Annotated in this window: 20 protein-coding genes and 1 pseudogene; 8 read left to right on the plus strand and 13 right to left on the minus strand. The window is 69.0% G+C overall.

The features are described from left to right. Positions 1 to 337: pseudogene (locus APZ21_RS34700) on the plus strand (hypothetical protein); the annotation flags it as partial. Positions 338 to 520: 183 nt separating this feature from the next. Here APZ21_RS34700 and APZ21_RS09915 read toward each other — a convergent pair. Next, positions 521 to 1909 carry a DUF1214 domain-containing protein gene (locus tag APZ21_RS09915; RefSeq protein WP_054812966.1) on the minus strand — a complete coding sequence of 463 codons (1389 nt, stop codon included), beginning with the start codon at positions 1907 to 1909 and terminating at the stop codon, positions 521 to 523. A 410-nt stretch (positions 1910 to 2319) separates the two neighbouring features. Here APZ21_RS09915 and APZ21_RS09925 point away from each other — a divergent pair, with 410 nt between their 5' ends. Continuing rightward, on the plus strand, positions 2320 to 2598 hold the full coding sequence (locus APZ21_RS09925; protein ID WP_054812968.1) for a YggT family protein: 279 nt from the start codon (positions 2320 to 2322) through the stop codon (positions 2596 to 2598). Between the two features lie 25 nt (positions 2599 to 2623). Here APZ21_RS09925 and APZ21_RS09930 read toward each other — a convergent pair whose 3' ends face one another. Next, positions 2624 to 2932, minus strand: a complete 309-nt coding sequence (locus APZ21_RS09930; RefSeq protein WP_054812969.1) for a putative quinol monooxygenase — start codon at positions 2930 to 2932, stop codon at positions 2624 to 2626. A 142-nt stretch (positions 2933 to 3074) separates the two neighbouring features. After that, positions 3075 to 3932 (minus strand): SDR family NAD(P)-dependent oxidoreductase, encoded by an 858-nt coding sequence (locus APZ21_RS09935; RefSeq protein ID WP_054812970.1) that lies wholly within the window; start codon positions 3930 to 3932, stop codon positions 3075 to 3077. A gap of 61 nt (positions 3933 to 3993) precedes the next feature. Here APZ21_RS09935 and APZ21_RS09940 point away from each other — a divergent pair, with 61 nt between their 5' ends. Continuing rightward, positions 3994 to 4953 carry an alpha/beta fold hydrolase gene (locus tag APZ21_RS09940; protein ID WP_054813000.1) on the plus strand — a complete coding sequence of 320 codons (960 nt, stop codon included), beginning with the start codon at positions 3994 to 3996 and terminating at the stop codon, positions 4951 to 4953. Here APZ21_RS09940 and APZ21_RS09945 read toward each other — a convergent pair. From APZ21_RS09945 to tkt, 7 genes are all read right to left on the minus strand, one after another. Then, on the minus strand, positions 4950 to 5429 hold the full coding sequence (locus tag APZ21_RS09945) for an SRPBCC family protein (protein ID WP_054812971.1): 480 nt from the start codon (positions 5427 to 5429) through the stop codon (positions 4950 to 4952). The genes APZ21_RS09940 and APZ21_RS09945 overlap by 4 nt on opposite strands. Before the next feature lie 21 nt (positions 5430 to 5450). Next, positions 5451 to 7907 (minus strand): thiamine pyrophosphate-dependent enzyme, encoded by a 2457-nt coding sequence (locus tag APZ21_RS09950; RefSeq protein WP_156370947.1) that lies wholly within the window; start codon positions 7905 to 7907, stop codon positions 5451 to 5453. Between the two features lie 244 nt (positions 7908 to 8151). Further along, complete coding sequence (gene pgl, locus APZ21_RS09955) at positions 8152 to 8940, minus strand: 6-phosphogluconolactonase (protein WP_082392974.1); 789 nt, start codon at positions 8938 to 8940, stop codon at positions 8152 to 8154. Next, complete coding sequence (gene opcA / locus APZ21_RS09960) at positions 8933 to 9841, minus strand: glucose-6-phosphate dehydrogenase assembly protein OpcA (protein WP_054813002.1); 909 nt, start codon at positions 9839 to 9841, stop codon at positions 8933 to 8935. The genes pgl and opcA overlap by 8 nt, the downstream gene beginning before the upstream one ends. After that, positions 9838 to 11394 carry a glucose-6-phosphate dehydrogenase gene (zwf, locus tag APZ21_RS09965; RefSeq protein ID WP_054812972.1) on the minus strand — a complete coding sequence of 519 codons (1557 nt, stop codon included), beginning with the start codon at positions 11392 to 11394 and terminating at the stop codon, positions 9838 to 9840. Before zwf ends, opcA begins: the two co-directional genes overlap by 4 nt. A gap of 3 nt (positions 11395 to 11397) precedes the next feature. After that, positions 11398 to 12534: a transaldolase gene (gene tal / locus APZ21_RS09970; protein ID WP_054812973.1), complete on the minus strand. Its 1137-nt coding sequence runs from the start codon at positions 12532 to 12534 to the stop codon at positions 11398 to 11400. 5 nt (positions 12535 to 12539) lie between these two features. Next, positions 12540 to 14681, minus strand: coding sequence for a transketolase (gene tkt, locus APZ21_RS09975; RefSeq protein ID WP_054812974.1), 2142 nt, complete (start codon positions 14679 to 14681; stop codon positions 12540 to 12542). Between the two features lie 333 nt (positions 14682 to 15014). On the opposite strand from tkt, the gene APZ21_RS09980 reads away from it, so the two are divergent. Beyond that, entirely contained in the window at positions 15015 to 16004 is a 990-nt protein-coding gene (locus APZ21_RS09980) for a heme o synthase (protein WP_054813003.1), read from the plus strand. A 172-nt stretch (positions 16005 to 16176) separates the two neighbouring features. Here the strand turns inward: APZ21_RS09980 and APZ21_RS09985 are convergent, their stop codons facing one another. Next, complete coding sequence (locus APZ21_RS09985; protein ID WP_054812975.1) at positions 16177 to 17166, minus strand: quinone oxidoreductase family protein; 990 nt, start codon at positions 17164 to 17166, stop codon at positions 16177 to 16179. Positions 17167 to 17226: 60 nt separating this feature from the next. Between APZ21_RS09985 and APZ21_RS09990 the strand changes: the two genes are divergently transcribed. Then, complete coding sequence (locus APZ21_RS09990; protein ID WP_054812976.1) at positions 17227 to 17580, plus strand: hypothetical protein; 354 nt, start codon at positions 17227 to 17229, stop codon at positions 17578 to 17580. Between the two features lie 27 nt (positions 17581 to 17607). On the opposite strand, the gene APZ21_RS09995 is transcribed toward APZ21_RS09990, so the two are convergent. Then, the gene (locus APZ21_RS09995; RefSeq protein WP_156370943.1) at positions 17608 to 17841 is read right to left on the minus strand and encodes a hypothetical protein; all 234 of its coding nucleotides are present in this window, start codon (positions 17839 to 17841) and stop codon (positions 17608 to 17610) included. A gap of 227 nt (positions 17842 to 18068) precedes the next feature. On the opposite strand from APZ21_RS09995, the gene APZ21_RS10000 reads away from it, so the two are divergent. From APZ21_RS10000 to APZ21_RS10010, 3 genes are all read left to right on the plus strand, one after another. After that, a complete protein-coding gene (locus APZ21_RS10000) occupies positions 18069 to 18569 on the plus strand; it encodes a MarR family winged helix-turn-helix transcriptional regulator (RefSeq protein WP_054812978.1) in 501 nt (166 codons plus the stop codon). Continuing rightward, a complete protein-coding gene (locus tag APZ21_RS10005) occupies positions 18570 to 20225 on the plus strand; it encodes an MDR family MFS transporter (protein ID WP_082392975.1) in 1656 nt (551 codons plus the stop codon). A 128-nt stretch (positions 20226 to 20353) separates the two neighbouring features. Beyond that, positions 20354 to 21070, plus strand: a complete 717-nt coding sequence (locus APZ21_RS10010) for a dienelactone hydrolase family protein (protein ID WP_054813004.1) — start codon at positions 20354 to 20356, stop codon at positions 21068 to 21070. 7 nt (positions 21071 to 21077) lie between these two features. On the opposite strand, the gene APZ21_RS10015 is transcribed toward APZ21_RS10010, so the two are convergent. Continuing rightward, positions 21078 to 22052: a COX15/CtaA family protein gene (locus tag APZ21_RS10015; RefSeq protein WP_054812979.1), complete on the minus strand. Its 975-nt coding sequence runs from the start codon at positions 22050 to 22052 to the stop codon at positions 21078 to 21080. Positions 22053 to 22059 lie beyond the last annotated feature (7 nt).

Here is a 22059-nt window from a genome sequence, read left to right on the forward strand (position 1 = left end):
GTACGAGCGTGAGCAGGCCGCTTGGAGCCGTCTGACCTCGACCATCTCCATGGGCGCCACCATCGGCACCCTGGTCGGCGGCCTGTCCGGCGGCGCGGTGGGTTGTGTCCTCGGCGGTATCGCCGGCGGCACCCTGGCCGCGGGCACCATCGGTGGCCTGTTCGGTCCGTTCATTCCGGCGGCCGCTGTCGGCTGCCTGGTGGGCATCGCCGCCGTCGGCGCGCTTGGCACCATCACCGGCCAGATCCTGATCACCGCCCCGGTGGCCATCGCGGCGGCGATCCAGTACTTCACCACCATCAACCAGCCCTCCCTGAAGCAGGCCCCCGCGAAGTAATTTCGTCGGTCGAGAAGGCAACGCCGGGGGTGGTTCGTCGCGAGACGAGCCGCCCCCGAGCGGGTTCCGCGTATGGAACCGAAGTACAGGCGCAGCGGTCCATCGGAAGGGACGCCGTAAAGCTCTGACTGTGAGAGTGGGACGGCTGCGCCATTTTCGGGGCGAAATCCGTTGGCGCGAAATCTAATCCGTGCGGCGGAAGTCGCCCGGTCTCCAGGTGCCCTCGAACGCGGCTCGACGTGGACCGTAGACGCGCAGGTAGGCGAACCAACCCCGGCCGGGTACGGTCTGGAGCCAACGGTGGTGCGCGTGGTCGGGGGCGGCGGGGCCGAAATGCAGGCGCAGCGGTTGGTGGGTCGGCACGCCATTGAGTTCGAATTGTGAGCGCAGTGCCGCGATGCCCGTCTCCGTTCGCACCTGTGACCTGGTGGCGGCGTCGTAGATGGTGATCGACCAGAAGAGTTCGGCGGGCACCGGCTGGGGGATCTCCACGGTATAGGAGGCGCCGCCGTCGAGATAGTCGCCCTCCGCGTCGCGCACACCGAGCCAGTACAGCGATCCGGTTCCGGCCCGGCGGCCGAACATGGCCGGGGAGGCGATGATCGCCTGGGCGAACCAACGGTCGCGGGCTTCGAGATCGATACCGGACGCGGTGCGGAAGTCGCCGTTGTCCTCCACGAGCCCCACCCATTCCCACCGGCGGTCCGGCCAGGCGAGCCGATCCGGGCGGGCGCTGGCGAAGGCCGAGACGAGCATGGCGTCACGGCCGGTGCGCGCGGCGTCGGTGAGCAGTGCCGCCAGACGGTCCTCGGGGGCGAATGGCGTTCCGCGGCCGATGCCGAGATCGGTGAGCAGACCGTACATCGGCGCGAATTCCTCGACGACCGGCTCCGATTCGAGCACGGTGTGCAGCACCCGCCAGAATTCGAGCCCGTCCTCCCAGTCCAGACAACTCCAGTCCATCTCGGATCGGGTGGCGTCGACGAAATCGAGTGCGGTGCCGAGCGCGCCGAGTGGATGTATGCGCACTCGGCGCAGTGCCGCCAGCCCGTTGTCGAGGCCGCCGATGGGCAGTGCGCGCAAGGCGAGCAAGACCTTGTGGGAACCCGATCGAGCGAGGTGGGCGTCGGCGGGCAACTCGCCGTCGTATTCGGGCGGGACTATGACGTATGTGCCGCCGGAGCCGCCGTCCGGGCCGGGAATGCCGAGATCGGTGACCCAGCGTTGGTGGTGGTCGTCGACGAGCCCGAGGTAGGGCCCTTTGGGCAGGCCGATGACCATGGGGCCGCCCGAGAGGTCCAGGACGGCCGCTCCGTAGGGGGTGTCGGAGTTGAGGGTGAAGCCCACGTGCCGCGGCCCGGTGGCGGCGATACCCATCGAGGCGTTGTCGGGCATACCCGCCGCCCGGTTGCCGTGGAAGATGCCCTCCATCGAGACCGTCGGATACCAGAACCGGTAGGCGAGAACGGCGCGCTGGAAATCGGTGTCCGCGCGTGCCCGCCGCGCTGCTTCCGGCGTCGGATATCCGTCGTGGAACGGGTATCGGGTGTCGGTGGATATGCCCGTGGTCATCGGCGGCCCTTCCGTGGCGTATGCGGGAGGTCGCCGAGTACATTCGCATCGTGGCGGCCGGTCCGCGTCATCCGAATCGGGTGATCGTGGTGAATGCACCGGGGCGAGGGGATCAGGGGTGCTCGGGAAAGCTCCTCGCCCCGGTGCGATTCCAGCGCGTCGGCGGTCGACGTATGCGTGCCGTCCGCCGGTGGCTTGATTCGGACGAACATGATCGAGTGTACGAAACCGATCGGTCTGCGCGGTCGATTCGCCAGAAGTTCGCGGAAGACACCCGGGTGGTCGCGGTGGTGCCCGAATTGTCCGATGCTTAGAGTCGGCTGAGAAGGCGGCGCCGCGGACACTCCGGGACGCGGCGAGTCGTTGACATCGGTAGGACGGCCGCCCGGCCGACATCGAAGGAGTTGGTCATGAGCCTCATCGCAACGGTGATCGGCTACGCCCTGACGCTGTTCATCATCGTGCTGATCGCGCGGATGATCCTGGACTGGGCCGTACTGCTCGGACGCACCACGACGCCCTGGGTGCTGCGCGCCCGCGACCTCGCGCAACGGGTCACCGAACCCGTCATCGCACCGGTGCGCAAGGTGCTGCCGCCGGTGCGCGCGGGCGGGCTCGCCATCGACCTGGCGTTCACGATCGTGTTCATCCTTGCGCTGGTGCTACGGTCGATCGCCTTCAGCCTCTGAGGCCGGATCGGGCGGCGCCCGCCGTTCAGACGGGCAGGCCCTTGGCCGCCAGCGGCTCGCCGACGATGAGTTCGGCCCCGGCGATGAGTTCGCCCAGCACCGGGGTGGCCGCCGACATGGCCGCGCTGTCGCGGTGCGAGGCGAAGGCGTCCTCGTCGGCGTAGATCTCCGAGATCCAGAACAGTTCGGGATCGTCCTTGGAGCGGTTCAGTACGTACAGCAGCGTGCCCGGTTCGCCTGCGACCTGCTCGAATACCGGGCCGAAGGCGGCCACGAGTTCATCGGCTCGCCCTTGCTTCGCTTTGACCCGGGAGACCAAGGCAACCTGCGGCATTCACGCGCTCCTTCGAAAGGTGCTGACGGGATGTCGGATTCGCGCTCCGACCGACCGCGACAGACTAGCACCGGAGAAGTACGCGTCCACCTCGGGCGGAAGTCCCGTGTCCGGCGCGGATTCGCGGGTGGGGCAACCTGTTTCAGTCCGGCGGATCGTTGCGCGGCACGCGGCCGTCGATATCGGTGAATCCGTACTCGTCGGCGAGATCGGCCACCCGCCACGAGGTTCCGGTACGGGTCCGACGCGCGGGGTCGGTGGCGAGGGCGACCACCGCGCGGCCCGGGAAGTGTGGACTCTCGGCCGCGTTCAGGTCGAAGGTGCCTTCGCCCGGTAGGCGGACCAGTCTCCGTCCCTCGGCATCGGCGGGCACCATCGCGAGCAGTTCGGTGTTCACGATGCCCGGCCACAGCGAGACCACCGTGACCTCGGTGTCGGTGAGGTCGCGGGACAGATCGGCGGTGAGCCGGTCCAGCGCGCACTTGGCCACCCCGTACACCGCGTTGTGCATATAGCGCCGCGCGCCCGGTGAGGAGACATTGACCAGCAGGCCGCTCGACTCGATCAGCAGCGGTGCGGCGAATACCGCGGCGGCGTAATGGGACCGGACGCCGACGTCGAAGGTTTCGTCCCAGGCGGCGGGTGGCACCTCCCAGAACGGTTTGCCGAGCCACCGTGCGGCCGCTGGCGCGTTGTAGACATTGTTGACCAGGACATCGAGGCGGCCGTATTCGTCGCGCACGCGCTCGAACAGTCGCGCGACCGCGTCGTCGTCGCGGTGATCGCAGACGAAGGGGATGCCGGTGCCGCCGAGTTCGTCGATCTCGGCGGCGGTGCCGTGCACGGTTCCGGGCAGGCGACCGGGGGTGACCGTGCGACCGGTCACGAATACCGTGGCCCCCGCCGCTCCCAATTCCAGGGCGATGCCCTTGCCGATTCCGCGGCTCGCGCCGGTCACGACGGCGACGCTGCCGCCAAGTTCCTGAGGTATTCCGCTCACGACTTCGGGACATTACCGTGAAATAGGAACACGTTCTAAAGTTTTGGAGGCGCTCGTGGAAATGACGCATCGGTTCGTGAGGTCCGGCGGGGTGCGGATGCACATCGCCGAACAGGGCGAGGGATATCCGGTGGTCTTCTGCCACGGCTTCCCGCACACCTGGTACATATGGCACCGCCAACTGTCTGCCGTTGCCGCCGCCGGATACCGGGCAATCGCTCCCGACCTGCGCGGATACGGTCGTACCGAGACCGCCGACGAGCCGGATGCCTACACCAATCGCGCCGTCGTCGGCGACCTGCTGGCGCTGCTCGACGATATCGGCGCCGAGCGCGCCGTATTCGTCGGCCTCGATTTCGGCGCGGCCCTGGTGTGGGAGTTGGCGCTGCGGGCGCCCGAACGTCTCGGGGGAGTCGTCGTACTCAACAATCCGTACGCGCCGCGTCCGCCGCGCGCCCCCTCACAACTGTGGGCCAAAGCGGCGCAACGCCACTTCCTGCACCTGGACTACTTCCAGCGGCCCGGACCCGCCGATGTCGAACTCGACGCGAATCCGCGCGAATTCCTGGCCCGGGTCTATTACGCGCTCAGCGGCGAATACCACTATCTCGACACCTGGAGTCACCCGGCCGAGGGCACCGGATATCTCGACGTGCTGCCCCAGGCGCCCGCCCTGCCGTGGAGCTGGCTCACCGCCGCCGAACTCGACGTGCTCGCGGCGGAATTCGACCGCACCGGATTCACCGGCGGACTCGCTTGGTACCGGGCGCTGGATCGCAACTGGGAACTCACCGCCGCCTACGCCGATGCGAAGGTCACGGTGCCCGCGTATTTCCTCCACGGCGAACACGACACCGATATGGAAGGCTTCAGCGGACGTGATCCGCTCGGTGTGCTCCGCGCCTACCTCACCGACCTGCGCGGGGTCACCGAAATCGCCGGGGCCGGACATCTCGTGCAACTGGAACGCACCGAACAGGTCAACGCCCTGCTCATCGAGCACCTGCGCGATCTGGTCTAGCGGTAGTCGCGCGCCGGCTCCGTATAGTCCGACCACCGCGGCAGCGGCCGGTATTCGAGATAGGCGTCGAGCCGGTCGAGCAGGTACTGCCACCGCGGGCCGAGGATGGCGGCCTGTGGACGGCTCAGATGGCGGCGCACGAGTTCTACCGTGGTGACCACGCCGACCTGGCCGAGCCGCATCTCCAGCAGCGACCCGTCGAGGTGCAGCACCAGTTCGTGCGGGGCCAGACAGTGCTCGACCCGCACCGCCACGGGCCCGTTCACCGGACCGTCGAGCAGATCCACGGACAGATTGCCATTGCCGCCGCGCACCGTGCCGAGCCAGCGTCCGAGCTGGCCGCGATCGGTGCACGCCGACCAGACATCGAGTACCGGCTTACGGTAGGACCGTTGGTAGTGCAGCAGGACCCGCTCACCGCCCGCGGTGTCGTCGTGTTCGGGGCGGACCTCGCCGAGTGTGGACATCGTGGTCATGTCGCATCCTTCCGCCGCTGGTCAGGAATTGTCCTCCACTGTATTTCCACCTTCGCGCCGACCGAATCCGAATCGCCGTAGGAAAGGACGGCGGGTGTCCGGTCGCGCGGCGTCGCCCGGTGCGGTGTCGGTCTCCCGGGTGTCCGTCCGCTCGATGTCGCCGAGAACGGGATCGAGGGCGGTCGGCGCGGCGTCGGAGCGGGCGGTGTCGCCGCGGGCGGGATCGGGCCGCGGCGTCGCGCGGGGTTCTCGATCGAGCAGCGCGCGGGCGGCGGCTTCGATCGCGGCTTCGTCCATGAGCACGGTCGCGGCGGCGGGGCCGAGCGGGACGAAACTGTCCGCGCTGGTGACGCGGGTGATCATCCCGTCGAATCCGGCGTCGACGAGTGCGGCGAGCACCGAATCCGAGACCGCGCCGCTGTGTCTGGTCTCGTCGGCGACGAGCACCCGTCCGGTCGCGCGCGCGTGCCGAAGCAGGTCGGCGACGGGGAGCGGGTTGAGCCAGCGCAGATCGAGCACGCGCGTTCCCACGCCATCGGCCGCGAGCCGATCGGCCACGCGCATACTCATCGGCACGCCGTTGCCGAAACTCACCACGGTCAGATCCTCGCCGTCGCCGTACACTCGTGCCCGACCGACCTCGATATGGTCGACCCCCGACGCGGGCGCGCACCACGCACCGTCGCCCGGATGCAGGTCGCGCGTGTGGTAGAGCGCGATCGGCTCGAGGAACACACAGACCCGGCCGTCGACCCGCGCCGCCGACACGCAGGTCCGCAACATGGCCGCGGCATCGTCCGCGCGCGCGGGCACCGCGACGATCACCCCGGGGATATCCCGCAGTGCCGCAACGGAATTGTCATTGTGGAAGTGCCCACCGAAACCCTTCTGGTACGCGAGGCCCGCGACGCGCACCACCATCGGGTTGCGATAGCGCCCGGACGAGAAGAACGACAGCGTGGCCGCCTCCCCGCGAATCTGGTCGAGCGCATTGTGTACGTAGGCCAGATACTGGATTTCCGGAATCGGCACGAACCCCGCGAGCCCCGCTCCGAGCGCCGTCCCCAGAATGCTCTGCTCATCGAGCAAGGTATCGAATACCCGACGCGCTCCGAACCGCTTCCGCAGCCCCTTGGTCACGCCGTACACCCCGCCCTTGCGCCCGACGTCCTCCCCGAAGACCAGGACGTCGGCATCACGCGCCAGAAGTTCGGCGAGCGTGTGATCGACCGCCTGCGCCAATGTCATGGGTTCGCTCGCGCCGCGGAGGTTCGGCTCGGCCTTGTCGGCGCCGCGCGTCGCCGATTCCGAGCGAGAAGCCGGTGGCACCGCTTCGGGGCGTGCGCACGGGCGCAGCACGTCGGCGCGAACGGCGTCGGGGTGCGCGGGTGCGAGCGTGGCGGTCACGGCGGCGGCGGAATCCTGAGTCGGTGCGCCGAGGACGGATTCGGTCGCGTCGGCCACCGCGCGGGCGATGTCGTCGTAGCGTCGCACGACGTCGCTCACGGTGGTGATGCCGGAGGCGACGAGCAGCCGCGCGGTGGCCGTGACCGGGTCGCGGGCGAGGTCCGCCGCTATCCGGGCGGGCGCGCGGTAGGCGGATTCGACATCGGAGCCCGCGTGGCCGAGCAGGCGCACGGTGCGAAGGCGGAGGAAGGCGGGTCGGCGGTTCGCGCGGACCCAGTCGGCGGCGCGAGCGGATTCGGTGAGGGCGTCGAGCGGGTCGCAGCCGTCGGCGTCGAAGTAGCGCAGCCCGGGGCGGTTGCCGTAGGCGGCCTCGATCCAGTCGGGCGGGGTGGGGACGCTGATGCCTATGCCATTGTCCTCGCACACGAACAGCACCGGCACCGCGATGCCCTGGTGGGCGGTGTGCACGGCGGTATTGATCGCGCCCGCGGCGGTGCTGTGATTGGCCGAGGCGTCACCGAAACTGCACAGCACCACCGAATCCGGGGGCCAGGTACTCGTAATCCCCAGTCGCGCCGCACGTTCGAGTGCGAAGGCGAGTCCGACCGCGCGCGGCAGATGCGAGGCGATGGTCGAGGTCTGCGGAATGACGTGCGCCGGCGCGCTGCCGAAAACCTTGTGCCTGCCACCGGATATCGGGTCCGCGGCCGCGGCGACCACGCCGAGCAATACCGCGCGTATCGGATCGAGTCCGCCCACCCGCCGTGTGCGGTGCACGAAGAACGCGCCCGAACGATAGTGCAGCAGTGCGGGATCGGTGACCCGCAGCGCCGCCGACAATGCCGCGTTGCCCTCGTGCCCGGACGATCCGATGCTGTAGTACCCCTTCCGCTGTTCCCCGAGTCGCCACGCCGCCAGGTCGAGATGCCGACTGGTCACCTGCGCCTCGAACAATTCCAGCAGCGTCGCCCCCGACAAGCCCGGCGCCACATCCTCCCGCCGCGAGCGCGGCGCGAGTACGGAAAGCGCCGACACCTCCGCCCGCCACCGTCGATCGAGCTCACCGTGCAGATCGATCACCCCACACCCCTTCGTGACACATTCCCGGACGCAGCGCCCGACCACGGCACACGAGGTCGAATGGTATCCGGCGAGTCGTGACCGATACCGCCGACGCGCGTGACTCCGCGGGTCGTCCGCTGCCTCGATCCGATGTCGACACTCGCGCGTCCGATTCCTCGCGCACCGCCCGCGCCGCCGCGTCCGTGGTCCGAGGACCGGTCGCCGGATGCGCAACCCTCCTCGGGGCCTACCGCTACTTCAGGGCGGAGGCGGCCGGTTCATCGAGCAGCCAGGTGGTCGACTCGGTGCCGACGGCGCCCGCGGCGGGTATATCGACGGCCGCCGCGCCGCCGAGGGCCGCCGCCACCGCGTCGGCCTTGGCCGCGCCGCCGACGACCAGTACCACGTGGCGGGTTCGGCGGATGGCGGGGATGGTCAGCGTGACACGGACCGGGGGCGGTTTGGGGGAGTCGGTGATCGCCACCACCAGTTCGTGTGCTTCCCGGACCGCGTCGGTGTCCGGGAACAGCGAATTGACATGTCCCTCGCCGCCCATGCCGAGCAGATGCAGGTCGAAGACGCCCGCGGTGGCCAGGTGGGCGTGGACGGCGGCCGAGTACTGCGCTGCCGCCACGGTCGGATCGGGATACTCGCCGTCGGAGGTGGCCACGGCGCGCACGCGGGCCGGGTCGACCGGCACGTGGTCGAGCAGGGCCCGGCGCGCCTGCAACTCGTTGCGCTCGGGATCGCCCGCGGGGACGAAACGTTCGTCGCCCCAGAAGATGTCGAGCGCCGACCAGTCGATATCACCGGGACTCTCGCGCACCAGTTCCAGCAGCCCGATCCCTGTTCCGCCACCGGTCAGCACCACCGAGGCCGATCCGCGCGCGGCCTGCGCCGCCGTCACGACCTCGACGAATCGGGTGGCCGCGGCGGCGACCAGCGCCTCGGTGTCGGGATGGACCTCGACGGTGTCGGCGCGGAACTCGCTGGTGATCCGGCGCACCTGATCGCCGTACTCCTGCCCCGGTGTCTCACTCATAGGTGACCCTCTCGATTCCGGCGAGTGCCTCGGCGTAGATCTCGTCGGCGTCGAGCCGCCGCAGTTCCTCGGCCAGGCAGTCGCGAGTTTCCCTGCGCGCCAGCGCGATCCGCTGATCGGGATCGCCGGTGCGGGTGAGCGTCGCGGTGCGCCCGGTCTGCGGCCGCTCGATGGCGATGGACACCGACGGGCGGTGCAACCGCACCGTGAGCGCCCCGGAACGGCGGCGCACGGGACAGTCGAGCCGGGCGGCCAGCCAGCCCGCCAGCATGTCGAGGGCGGGCTCGTTGCGCAGACCCGACACCGTGACCGACTCGACGGGCTCGAACGGCGGTTCGTCCATGGCCGCGGCCAGCAGTGCCCGCCAATAGGTGATGCGGCTCCAGGCCAGATCGGTGTCGCCGGGGGCGTAGGAGCCGAAACGCTTCTTGATGGTCGCCTGCGGATCCGCCGCGAAGGTCGCGTCGGTGATCCGCCGGGTCGCCAGTTTGCCCACCGAATCCTTGGACGGGAACTCCGGTGCGCCGCGCGGCCACCATGCCACCACGGGCGTATCCGGCAGCAGGAACGGGATGACCACACTGCTCTCGTGGTTGATCAACTCGCCGAGCAACCGCAGCACGATCACCTCGGCCGCGCCCGCGTCGCCGCCGACGCGGATCTGGGCGTCGAGTCTGGTGCTCGCCGAACGGTCGCCGCGGGCGAGAACCACCACGCGACATGGATGTTCGCGGCTCGCGTCGTTGGCCGCGTCGATGGCGTCCTCCGCCTCGGAACTGTCGAGGGTGCACACCACCAGGGTGAGCACCCGCCCCATGGCGATGACCCCATTGCTCTCGCGCAGTTGGAGCAGGCGTTTGGTGACGGCGCCGGTGGTGGTGTCGGGCATGTCGACGATCACGGGCGCCGCCATTCCCGGCCCGTGCGTTCGAGCATCTCGTCGGCCGATTCCGGCCCCCAGGTGCCCGCCTCGTACGACTGCGGCCTGCCCTCGGTTGCCCAGTGCGCCAGCACCGGATCGAGGATGCTCCAGGACAATTCGACCTCCGCGTTCACCGGGAACAGCGACGGCTCGCCGAGCAGCATGTCCAGGATCAGACGTTCGTATGCCTCGGGCGATGACTCGGTGAACGATTCGCCGTAGCTGAAATCCATGTTCACATCGCGTACTTCCATACTCGATCCGGGAACCTTGGAACCGAATCGCATGGTGATGCCCTCATCCGGCTGTACTCGGATGACCAGTGCGTTCTGGCCGAGATCCTCGGTCATGGTCTGGTCGAAGGGCAGATGCGGCGCACGCTTGAACACCACCGCGATCTCGGTCACCCTGCGGCCGAGGCGTTTTCCGGTGCGCAGGTAGAACGGCACGCCCGCCCAGCGCCGGGTGTCGACCTCGAGTGTGATCGCGGCGTAGGTCTCGGTCGTGGACTGCGGATCGAAACCCTCTTCCTCGAGCAGGCCGACCACGTGTTCGCCGCCCTGCCAACCCTGCGCGTACTGTCCGCGCGCGGTGGTCTCGTCCAGCGGTTCCACCAGTTTCGTCGCCGAGAGCACCTTGATCTTCTCGGTCTGCAACTGTTTGGGCTGGAAGCTGATCGGCTCCTCCATGGCGGTGAGCGCGAGCAGTTGCAGCAGATGGTTCTGGATCACGTCGCGGGCCGCGCCGATGCCGTCGTAATAGCCCGCGCGCCCGCCCAATCCGATGTCCTCGGCCATGGTGATCTGGACGTGGTCGACGTAGTTGGCGTTCCAGATCGGGTCGAACAGCTGGTTGGCGAAGCGCAGCGCCAGGATGTTCTGCACCGTCTCCTTGCCGAGATAGTGGTCGATGCGGAAGACGGTCTCCTCCGGGAACACCCGGTTCACCAGCGTGTTGAGTTCGACGGCGCTTTCCAGATCGTGGCCGAACGGCTTCTCGATGACCACCCGCCGCCACGGGGCGCGGCCCCGCGAATCGGTGTTCTGCGGCTTGGCCAGCTCGTGTGCGGAGAGCTGATCGAGTACGAGCGGGAACATATCCGGCGGAATCGACAGGTAGAAGGCGTGATTGCCGCCGGTGCCGCGTTCTTTGTCCAGTGCGGCGAGTGTGTCGGAGAGTCTGTCGAAGGCGGCGTCGTCGTCGAAACTGCCCTGCACGAACCGGATGCCCTCGGCCAGATGGTCCCAGACCTCCTGGCGGAAGGGTGTGCGCGCGTTCGCCTTCACGGCATCGAGGACGACCTGGGCGAAATCCTCGTCGGCGTAGTCGCGGCGGGCGAATCCGACCAGACCGAAACCGGGGGGCAGCAGCCCCCGGTTGGCCAGATCGTAGATGGCCGGCATCAGTTTCTTACGGGACAGATCGCCGGTGACCCCGAAGATCACCATGCCGCACGGTCCCGCGATGCGCGGAACCCGCTTGTCCCGCTCATCGCGCAGTGGATTGCCGGAGACCTCTGCTGTGCCGGCCATCGGTCAGTTGCTTCCGCTTCCGGCCGCGCGCAATTCCGCCGCCGTCGCCGTCAGCAGTTCCTCCCATGACTTCTCGAACTTCTCCACACCCTCGCGTTCGAGCACCGCGAACACGTCGTCGAGGTCGATGCCGACCGCGCTGAGCTTGTCGAACAGCTCCCGCGATTCGGCCGCGGTGCCGCTGAGGGTGTCCCCGTGCACCTCGCCGTGGTCGGCGACGGCTTCGAGGGTCTTCTCCGGCAGCGTGTTCACCGTGTTCCTCGCGACCAGTTCGGTGACATAGAGGGTGTCGGGGTAGTCGGGATTCTTGACCCCGGTCGAAGCCCACAGCGGCCGTTGGCGATTCGCGCCCGCGGAGGCGAGGTTGTCGTAGGTCGAGGTGTGCGCGCCGCCGTCGAACACGTCCTGGTACTCCGCGTAGGCGAGGCGGGCGTTGGCGACACCGGCCTTGCCGCGCAGCTCCAGCGCCTCCGGCGTGCCGATGGCCTCGAGCCGCTTGTCGATCTCGGTGTCGACGCGGGAGACGAAGAACGAGGCCACCGAGTGGATGCGCGCGGGATCGTGGCCCGCGATCTTCGCCCTGCGGATGCCGTCGAGATAGGCGCCCATGACCGCGCGGTAGCGCGCCACCGAGAAGATCAGCGTGACATTGACGCTGATGCCCTCGGCCAGCACCGCCGTGATGGCGGGCAGGCCCTCCTCGGTGGCCGGGATCTTGATGAACAGGTTCGGCCGGTCGACGATCTTCCACAGCTCGACCGCCTGCGCGGCGGTCTTGTCCGCGTCGAAGGCCAGACGCGGGTCGACCTCGATGGAGACGCGGCCGTCCACGCCGTCGGTCGCCTCGAAGACCGGCGCGAAGACGTCACAGGCGGCGCGCACGTCGTCGGTGGTGATGGTGCGCACCGCGGCGTCGGCGTCCGCGCCGCGCGCGGCGAGGTCCTTGACTTGTCCGTCGTAGGCGTGGCCCTTGCTCAGCGCGCCCTGGAAGATCGTCGGATTCGTGGTGACGCCGACGACGCCGCGGGTGGCGATGAGTTCGGCCAGGTTGCCCGACTGTATGCGGTCGCGCGACAGATCGTCGAGCCAGACCGACACGCCCTCCGCGGACAGCGAGGCGATGTTGGGGTTCTGCGTCATGGCGGTTATCCCTTCACGTTTTCGAGCGTGCGCGCCGCCGCGGCGACAACGGCTTCGGCGGTGATCCCGAACTCGCGGAACAAGGTCTTGAAGTCGGCGGAGGCGCCGAAATGCTCGATCGACACGATCTCGCCCGCGTCACCCGCGAACCGGTGCCACGGCATGCCGATGCCGGCTTCGACAGTGACCCGAGCGCGCACCGACGGGGGCAGCACCTCGTCCCGATAGGCCTTGTCCTGCGCGTCGAACCACTCGACACACGGCATCGACACCACGCGGGTTCCGATGCCCTGCTCCTCCAGCGTAGTGCGGGCCGCCACGGCGAGTTGGAGCTCGGAACCGGTAGCGATCAGGATCACGTGCGGCGTGCCGGTGGATGCCTCGGCCAGTACGTATCCGCCGCGCTTGACGCCCTCGTAGCTGGTGCCCTCGAGCACCGGCACGTCCTGGCGGGTCAGCGCCAGCGCCGACGGTCCGTCCTGATGCGGCGCGTCCGAGGGCACGAAATGCGATGTGCGCTCGCTGGAATCGCGTTCCAGTATGGTGCGCCAGGCGTAGGTGGTCTCGTTGGCGTCGCCGGGACGGACCACGTTCAGGCCGGGGATGGCGCGCAGCGCGGCCAGGTGCTCGATCGGCTGGTGGGTCGGGCCGTCCTCGCCGAGGCCGATGGAGTCGTGGGTCCAGACGTAGATCGCGGGCACCCGCATGAGCGAGGCGAGTCGCACGGCCGGGCGCATGTAATCGGAGAACACCAGGAAGGTGCCGCCGTATGGGCGAGTCGGGCCGTGCAGGGCGATGCCGTTGAGGATCGAGCCCATAGCGTGCTCGCGCACGCCGAAGTGCAGGGTGCGGCCGTACGGGTTCGCCTTCCACATGCCGGTGGAGATCGTCTCCGGGCCGAAGCTGCCCGCGTCGGGCATGGTGGTGTTGTTGGATTCGGCGAGGTCGGCCGAACCGCCCCACAGCTCGGGCAGCACCGGCGCGAGCGCGGCCAGCACCTTGCCCGACGCCTTCCGGGTCGAGGTGCCCTTCGGATCCGGTGCGTGGACAGGCAGATTCGCGGTCCAGCCCGCGGGCAGGTCGCGGGCGACCAGCCGGTCGAACAGCGCCTTGTTGGCCGGATTGGCCTGCGCCCATGCGTCGAAGCCCTGCTGCCAATCGCGGTGGGCCCGCTGTCCGCGGGTGATCGCCTCGCGGGTGTGCGCGATGACGGCCGGGTCGACCTCGAAGCTCTGTTCGGGATCGAAGCCGAGCGCCTTCTTGGTGGCGGCCACCTCGTCGGCGCCGAGCGCGGCGCCGTGCGCCGCACCGGTGTTCATCTTGGTGGGGGCCGGATAGCCGATGATGGTGCGCAGCACGATGAGCGAGGGCTTGCCGGTCTCGGCCTTGGCCGCGGCGATGGCCGCCTCGATGGCCACCACGTCCTCGCCGCCCTCGACCACCTGCACGTGCCAGTCGTATGCGCGGTAGCGCGCGGCCACGTCCTCGGTGAAGGCGATGGTGGTGTCGTCCTCGATGGAGATCTTGTTGTCGTCGTAGACCACCACGAGGTTGCCGAGCTGCTGGGTGCCCGCGAGCGAGGACGCCTCGGCGGTGACGCCCTCCTCCATGTCACCGTCGGAAGCGATGACGTAGATGAAGTGGTCGAACGGGCTCGTGCCGGGCGCGGCGTCAGGATCGAACAGACCCCGTTCGCGGCGCGCGGCCATCGCCATGCCGACCGCCGACGCCAGACCCTGGCCAAGCGGACCGGTGGTGATCTCGACGCCGTCGGTGTGGCGGTACTCCGGGTGACCGGGGGTCAGCGAACCCCACTTGCGCAGGGTCTTCAGATCCTCGAGTTCGAGTCCGAAGCCCGCCAGATACAGCTGGATGTACTGGGTCACGCTGGAATGACCGCACGACAGCACGAAGCGGTCGCGGCCGACCCAGTGCGGATCGCTCGGATCGTGGCGCATCGTGCGCTGGTAGAGGGAATAGGCCAGCGGTGCGAGACTCATCGCGGTGCCAGGGTGACCGTTGCCCGCGTTCTGCACCGCGTCTGCGGCGAGTACGCGCACGGTGTCGACGGCCTTGGTGTCCAGATCCGTCCAGTCGTCCGGGTGGTTCGGCTGAGTGAGTGCGCGGATGTCGTCTGTGACTGACACGACCGAGGTTCTCCTGACATGGTCGACGGCGGTGTGTTCGGGCGGCTGGTGATTCGACCGCGAGACTTCCGGCGGCTGCGCGGCGCGTGCCGGATGTCACCACCACCCTAGATGTGCCCGCTGAGCGGGATCGCGGTAACCCGGCTTACACGGACCGTGTCGCCGTGACCGGACCGGGCGGCGTGGCGAAAGTGTCCGACTCGTGGCCGTTCGGTGACCGGATGCGGTCGATTTCGGTGGACGGCGGCCGGGGGCGAGGCGCGGCGCGCCCGCGCCGAGGGTCTACCATCCTCTGTAGTAGTAGCGGCGATGCACGGCGTGCGAGGAGAGACAGTGCGGATTGGGCAACTGCCGGGGGGCCACGGCGCGCAGGGCTCCTCCGCGATGGCGCAGGCCGATCGCCTACCGGGCGACGGATTCCTCACCCGGCTGTTGCGCGCACCGCTGGCCTACATCGCCCTGACCAAACCGCGGGTCATCGAGCTGTTGCTGGTGGCGACGATCCCCACGATGCTGCTGGCCGATCGCGGCGCGGTCGACATCCGCCTCATCCTGGCCACCCTGTTCGGCGGTTGGATGGGCGCGGCCAGCGCCAACACCCTCAACTGCGTGGCCGACGCCGATATCGACAAGGTCATGAAGCGCACCGCCAAGCGGCCGCTGGCCCGCGCGGCGGTGCCCACCTCGCACGCGGCGGTCTTCGGCATCGTGCTCGGTCTGGCCTCCTTCGCCTGGTTGTGGTGGCAGGCGAATCTGCTCAGCGGCGTACTCGTGGTCACGACCATCCTGTTCTACGTCTTCGTCTACACCCTCGGCCTGAAGCGCCGGACCTCGCAGAACGTGGTGTGGGGCGGTGCGGCCGGATGTATGCCCGCCCTCGTCGGCTGGTCGGCGGTGACCGGCACCATCGGCTGGCCGGCGATCGCACTGTTCGGCGTGATCTTCTTCTGGACACCGCCGCACACCTGGGCGCTGGCCATGCGCTACAAGGAGGACTACCGCGCGGCCGGGGTGCCGATGCTGCCGGTGGTGGCCACTGAGCAGACGGTGACCAAGCAGATCGTCGTCTACACCTGGCTCACCGTGCTCACCACGCTCGCGCTGGTACCCGCGACCGGCGTCGTCTACGCCGCGGTCGCGCTGGTGGCGGGCGCGTGGTTCCTGCTCATGGCCCATCAGCTCTACGCCGGGGTGCGTCGCGGCGAATCGGTGAAGCCGCTGCGGCTGTTCCTCCAGTCGAACAACTACCTGGCCGTGGTGTTCTGCGGTCTCGCGGTCGATTCGGTGCTCGGCTGGGACACCGTCGGCAGCTTCTTCGGCTGAGCGCGAACCGGTTGGCGGCGAAGGGATTGCGCCATCCGCCGCCGTCGGCGCGTCTCGCGCCGATCATTCCTCGACACGAGGTGATCGTTCGCCGTGACGGAGAACCGGCGGAACTCGCCGACGCCGAGGGATCGACGCGCTGCCCCGTTTCGGCTACCGCCCGTCGCGCCCGCTAGTGCCGCGAATCCGCCGAGCGCTCGGGCAGCAGCACCAGCGACCCGGTCGTCGCGCGCGCCTCGAGGTCGGTGTGCGCGCGGGCGGCCTCGGCAAGGGGATAGGTGGCGCCGATGCGCACGTACAGCGTGCCCTCGGCGACCGCCGAGAGGATATCGCCCGCGCGCCATAGCAATTCGTCCCGGTCGCGGGTGTAATGGGCCAGTGTCGGCCTCGTCACGAACAACGATCCGGCGGCATTGAGCCGTTGCAGGTCGAACGGCGGCACCGGTCCGCCCGCCGCCCCGAACAGTGCCAGCATGCCGCGCACCCGTAGCGCGGCCAGACTCGCCTCGAAGGTCGGCGCGCCCACGCCGTCGTATACCGCCGCGACCCCGACGCCGTCGGTGAGCGCGCGCACCCGCTCGGCCAGATCGTCGCCGTAGCGCAGCACTTCGGCAGCGCCCGCCGCCCGCGAGAGCCGTTCCTTCTCATCGGTGGACACGGTCGTGAGGACCCGCACGCCGCGCGCGGCGGCCCACTGGGTCAGTAGCAGGCCGACCCCGCCCGCGCCCGCGTGCACCAGGATCGTCTCGCCGGATGCGGGGCGGTACACCGACTCCAGCAGATAGTGCGCCGTCATGCCCTGGAGCAACGACGAGGCCGCGACCGGTGTGGGCACCGCGTCGGGCACCGGCACCGCGACCGCGGCGTCGACGGCGACCCGTTGGGCGTAGCTGCCCGCCGCCGCGGCCCAGGCGACCCGGTCACCGACCGAGAATTCCGTCACATTCGCGCCGACCTCGGCGACCACGCCCGCGCCCTCCGCGCCCGGAATGTAGGGCAGCGGACCGGGATACCGTCCGGTGCGGACATAGGTGTCGATGTAGTTGATACCGATGGCCTCGGTGTCGACGAGCAGCTGATCGGGCCCGATCGAGGGTTGCGGAACCTCCGCGGGGACGAGGACCTCGGGACCGCCGTGTTCGCTTACCTGGATGGCGCGCATGGGTTCAGTTCTACACCCGGGGGTCTCGACTCTCGCCTACCCGTCGGTAAACTCGGCGGAATGAGCGTTGAAGCTGCCGCACGGGCCGATATCCGGCTGTCGTCCGCCGTCGTGGATTCGGTCAAGGGATTCGTCACCGAGCACGGCGGGTCCGCGACCGCGGTTCTCCAGCCGATCGGCCGGATGGGTGTGCGCGTCACCCTGGTCGGCGGCGACGGCGTCCTCGGCGATCGGGTCGTCGACGATCTGGCGAGTGCGAAGAAGTTGGTCGCGATGGTCGACGGCCTGAGCGAGACCGAGGAATGGGATCGCGAGCTGACCTCGGTGGTCACCCCGCGCCGCGGGCACTGGGCGCGAATGGCGGGCTGGGTGGCCCGGCAGCGCCGTTTTCCCAAGGCGCGCAACGAGAAGTAGTCCGGCGGCCCCGCCGCTCGCGGGGCCTCAGCCGCGGCCGTCGGCCGGGTCGAGCAGTTCGCCGATGCCCCAGTGCAGGATGCGCGCCGCGACGGCCAGATAGGTCAGCACCGCCATCGCGGTGAGCAGTGTGCCGTAGTCGGCCGCCCAGCACGCCACGCGATCGGATTCGCTCACCCCCGCGAGCACCATGATCGACCCGAGCAGGATCGCCAGTGCGGCCAGCGGGGTCATATTCGGCTGGGGTGGGCGGTTCGTCATCGGACGGCCTTCCTGCTCATACGAGATCGCGCGACCCGTCCGTCGCGGTCTCATCAATGAATCGCAATACGTCACCGTTTCGTTACCGGCCACGAAAGACGGCCGGGTTCTTCGTGATGTCCGCGCACGCGGTGATAGGTGTCACCATCCTCTGATAGTTGCTTACTGCAAGCAATAAGAATAAAGTTGTGTTCTGCAAGTAAGTAATCTCGTGTGGGGAGTGACCGATGGCGGTGTCGCCCGATACGGCCCAGGACCTCATCAAGGAGCTCTATCTGATGGGGCGGGCCATGCGCTTCGTCCTGCTGCATCCCGAAGAGGGACAGCTGCTTCCGGGTGGCGTCGGCGTACTCGGCACCTTGGAGACCAAGGGGCCGTGCCGTCAGGTGGATCTGGCGGTCGACCTCTGCATCAGCCCGTCGGCGCTGAGCCGCCACGTCACCGAACTGGTCGCCGAGGGCTACATCAGCCGTCACGCCGACCCGGTCGACGGACGCGCGAGCCTGATCCACATCACCGGGGAGGGCGTCGAATTGCTGCGCCGCGTTCGCAATTCACGGGCACGGGGACTGCAATCGGCGCTGGCCGACTGGAGCGAGGACGACGCCGAACACGCCTACCTCGCGATTCAGCGGCTCAGAACCGCCCTCACCGCCCACGCACACCAGTCCGTACCGGCGCATCGCTCCGATGCGCGACAGAGTCAGGAAGACAGAGTCAGGAAGTAGATGTCCAGTTCAGTCGAGACGGTGACACCGCGTGATCCGTTCGCGATGACTCACCGCGAGATACTCGAGGCGATGACCGGACTGCTGGCGGCGCTGTTCACGGCGTTGCTGAGCACCACGATCGTCGCGACCGCATTGCCGACCATCATCGGCGACCTGCACGGGTCCCAGACCGCTTACGCCTGGGTCATCACCACGGCGCTGCTTGCCAACGCTGCCTCCACGCCGATCTGGGGCAAGTTCGCCGACCTGTTCAACAAGAAGACGCTGGTCCAGTCGGCCATCGTCATCTTCGTCATCGGCTCCGTCGTCGCGGGCTTCGCGCACACGGTGTCGCTGCTGCTGGTGGCCCGCGTCATCCAGGGCATCGGCATGGGCGGTCTGACCGCGCTGGTCGTGGCCATCATCGGCTCGATCGTGGCGCCCCGTGAACGCGGCCGCTACTCCGGTTACATGGGCGCGGTGATGGCGGTGTCCATGTCCGGCGGTCCGATCCTCGGCGGCGTCATCGTCGACAGCCCGCTCGGATGGCGCTGGTGCTTCTTCGTCTGCGTGCCGCTGGCGGTCATCGCCCTGCTGCTGTTGCAGCGGACGCTGCGACTGCCCACCGAACGCAAGGCGGGCGTATCCATCGACTGGCTCGGCGCGGCGCTGCTCACCGCAGGCGTCTCGGTCCTGCTGATCTGGGTGTCCTTCGCGGGCAAAGCGGGCCACTACGACTGGATCTCGCGCGAGTCGGCGCTCTACGTCGGCGCGGGCGTGGCGCTGCTGGCGGCCACGCTGTGGGTGGAGGCCAGGGCCGCGTCACCGATCATCCCGCTGCCCATCGTCACCGAGCGCACCACGGGTCTTGCGATCATCGCCTCGATCGCGGTCGGTGTCGGCATGTTCGGCGCGACCACCTTCCTGGGCCAGTACTTCCAGACCGCGCGCGGCTATTCGCCGACGGCGGCCGGTGTGCTGACCATTCCACTGGTCGCGGGCATGCTGACCGGTTCGGTCGGGTCGGGACAGCTGATCACCCGTTTCGGCAAGTGGAAGGGATTCGTCGTGACCGGCGGCGCGCTGCTCGTGATCGGATTCGGCCTGCTCTCCACCATCGACCACGCCACCGATCTGTGGCTGGTCGGCGCCTACATCACCGTGGTCGGCCTCGGCGTCGGCATGATGATGCAGAACCTGGTCCTGGCCGTGCAGAACACCGTGAGCGTGCACAATATCGGCGCGGCGTCGAGCAGTGTCGCGTTCTTCCGTACCTTCGGCGGCGCGATCGGCGTCTCGGTACTGGGTTCGGTGCTGGCCACCCGGGTGGGCGAACTGTCCGCCCAGGGCTTCGCGAAGCTCGGCATCCGTACCGACGCCTCCGGCGGCAGCAATCTCGACCTCGGATCGCTGCCCGCGCCGATCGCGGCGGTGGTACGAGCCTCCTACGGTGACGCGACCGGCCGGATCTTCCTGATCGCGGCGGGCGCGACGGTCGTGGCCCTGCTGGCGACGTTGCTGCTGCCGAACAAGCCGCTGCGGCGCACCATCGACATCGATCCGGCCGAGGATCCGATGCGCGCGGCCGAGACCGAGGACTCGGTGGCCGATGCGCCAGCCGAATCCCGAAAGATCGAATCTCGAAAGACCGAGGCCGTCGGCGCTTCCCGGTAGCCTCCGACAGTCGAGCCGACCGCCGCCCACCCCCGAGGTGGGTGGCGGGTCGGCGTTCGCGGCGGGTGCAGGCGGCCCGGGACGCGTACAGTCCGAACCGATCATTGTCGGACCGGATCGGAGAGTCGATGAGCAACCCCGCGGACGCCGAGGACATCACGACCGCCGAGGTCGATGGAGGCCATCTCGCCGTGCCCGCGGGCACCGGCCCGTTCCCGGGGGTGGTCGTCCTGCACGACGCATTCGGGCTGACGGGCGAATTGCGCCGTGTCTGCGACCATCTCGCGGCGAACGGCTATCTCGCTCTCGGGCCGCGGCTCTACAAGCGGGGACTGTGCGTGCAGCAGGTGTTCCGTGGCCTGCTGCGCGACGATGGACCGGTCTTCGACCAGATCCAGCGCGCCCGTGACACACTCGCCGCCCGCGCCGACTGCACCGGACGGGTCGGTGTCATGGGCTTCTGCATGGGCGGCCGATTCGCGCTGGTCACCGGCGGGCGCGGCATGTTCGACGTGGCCTCGGTCAACTACGGGATGCTGTTCCCGGGCAAGGACGTCGACCCGCTGCTCACCGATCCGTGCCCGGTCGTCGCCAGCTACGGCGACGCCGACCGCTACATTCCCACCGCCGACGCCGAGCGCTACCGGGACGCGCTGGCGCGCAAGAACGTTCCCACCGACTTCCGCGTCTATCCCGACACCTCGCACTCGTTCTTCCAGAACTATTCCGGTGTGCCCGGTCTCTACATGAAGATCGCAGGCACGCCGTACGTGCCCGAGGTGGCCGCCGACGCGTGGCGGCGCATCTTCGACTTCTACGCCCGATACCTGCGCGCGCCGGCCTGAGCGCGGCTCAGGCCGGCTGTGCCGCGGCCGTGCGCGGACTCGCGCTCACGGTCTCCCGGGTGCGCAGGCTCGCCCAGAGCGCGGCGGTCGCCGCGGTGCAGGCGGCGGCCCCCGCGACGTGGCACACGACCAGGACGGCGGGGACATCGGTGAAGTACTGGACCACGCCGATGAGCGCCTGGGCGCAGACCAACGCCAGCACGGTGAACAGCCGGTTCCTGATCGCGGGGGTGACGCCGACCGCGAACAGCCCGAAGGCCAGCCCGATCAGCAGGGCCAGATAGCCGACCAGCAGTTGCGAGTGCAGGTGGACCAGCGTGACGATCTCGACCTCGAGCCTGGCCACCGGACGGTCGATACTCTTGTCGCCTGCGTGCGGACCCGCGGCGGTGACCAGCGTGCCCGCCACCAGCACGGCGGCCAGGGCGACGCCGCTGAGCGCGGTGAGCCATCGCAGCGGGGCGGGGGCCCCGACGGTGGCGATGCCGTCGTCGGGTTCGCCCACCTTCGCGTAGAGCACGGTGGCCAGCCACACCATGAGCATCGACGCCACTAGGTGCACCGCGACGGTCCACCACAGCAGTCCGGTGCGCACCGTGATACCGCCGATGACCGCCTGTACCACGGTGCCGCCGGGCATGAGCCAGGCGTAGACGAGCACTTCCCGGCGGCGGCGCGCTCGCAGCACCGCGAGCACGATGAGTCCGGCGCACAGGGTGACCACGAAGGTCAGCAGGCGATTGCCGAATTCGACGGCCTGGTGCACCACCGCGACCTCCGACACCCCGACGGGGGTGAAGCTGCCCGGAAAGCACTGCGGCCAGGTGGGGCAGCCGAGTCCCGAGGCGGTCACGCGCACGATCGAACCGGTGACCGCGATACCCGCCTGGCTGAGGATCACCGCGAGCGCGATCGCCCGCTGCACCCGCGACGAGGGCAGAGGGAGTCGATCGACCAGTCCGAGGAAGGCGCGATACAGCACCCGACGA

Origin of the sequence: Nocardia arizonensis (assembly GCF_001310275.1) — a bacterium.
GTDB lineage: Bacteria > Actinomycetota > Actinomycetes > Mycobacteriales > Mycobacteriaceae > Nocardia > Nocardia arizonensis.

Bases quoted from the DNA above. Each gene is read 5' to 3' on its own strand.
- APZ21_RS09915 (WP_054812966.1), bottom strand. From the start codon at position 1,909: ATGACCACGGGCATATCCACCGACACCCGATACCCGTTCCACGACGGA.
- APZ21_RS09925 (WP_054812968.1), top strand. From the start codon at position 2,320: ATGAGCCTCATCGCAACGGTGATCGGCTACGCCCTGACGCTGTTCATC.
- APZ21_RS09930 (WP_054812969.1), bottom strand. From the start codon at position 2,932: ATGCCGCAGGTTGCCTTGGTCTCCCGGGTCAAAGCGAAGCAAGGGCGA.
- APZ21_RS09940 (WP_054813000.1), top strand. From the start codon at position 3,994: ATGACGCATCGGTTCGTGAGGTCCGGCGGGGTGCGGATGCACATCGCC.
- APZ21_RS09945 (WP_054812971.1), bottom strand. From the start codon at position 5,429: ATGACCACGATGTCCACACTCGGCGAGGTCCGCCCCGAACACGACGAC.
- pgl (WP_082392974.1), bottom strand. From the start codon at position 8,940: ATGAGTGAGACACCGGGGCAGGAGTACGGCGATCAGGTGCGCCGGATC.
- zwf (WP_054812972.1), bottom strand. From the start codon at position 11,394: ATGGCCGGCACAGCAGAGGTCTCCGGCAATCCACTGCGCGATGAGCGG.
- tal (WP_054812973.1), bottom strand. From the start codon at position 12,534: ATGACGCAGAACCCCAACATCGCCTCGCTGTCCGCGGAGGGCGTGTCG.
- APZ21_RS09985 (WP_054812975.1), bottom strand. From the start codon at position 17,166: ATGCGCGCCATCCAGGTAAGCGAACACGGCGGTCCCGAGGTCCTCGTC.
- APZ21_RS09990 (WP_054812976.1), top strand. From the start codon at position 17,227: ATGAGCGTTGAAGCTGCCGCACGGGCCGATATCCGGCTGTCGTCCGCC.
- APZ21_RS09995 (WP_156370943.1), bottom strand. From the start codon at position 17,841: ATGACGAACCGCCCACCCCAGCCGAATATGACCCCGCTGGCCGCACTG.
- APZ21_RS10000 (WP_054812978.1), top strand. From the start codon at position 18,069: ATGGCGGTGTCGCCCGATACGGCCCAGGACCTCATCAAGGAGCTCTAT.
- APZ21_RS10005 (WP_082392975.1), top strand. From the start codon at position 18,570: ATGTCCAGTTCAGTCGAGACGGTGACACCGCGTGATCCGTTCGCGATG.
- APZ21_RS10010 (WP_054813004.1), top strand. From the start codon at position 20,354: ATGAGCAACCCCGCGGACGCCGAGGACATCACGACCGCCGAGGTCGAT.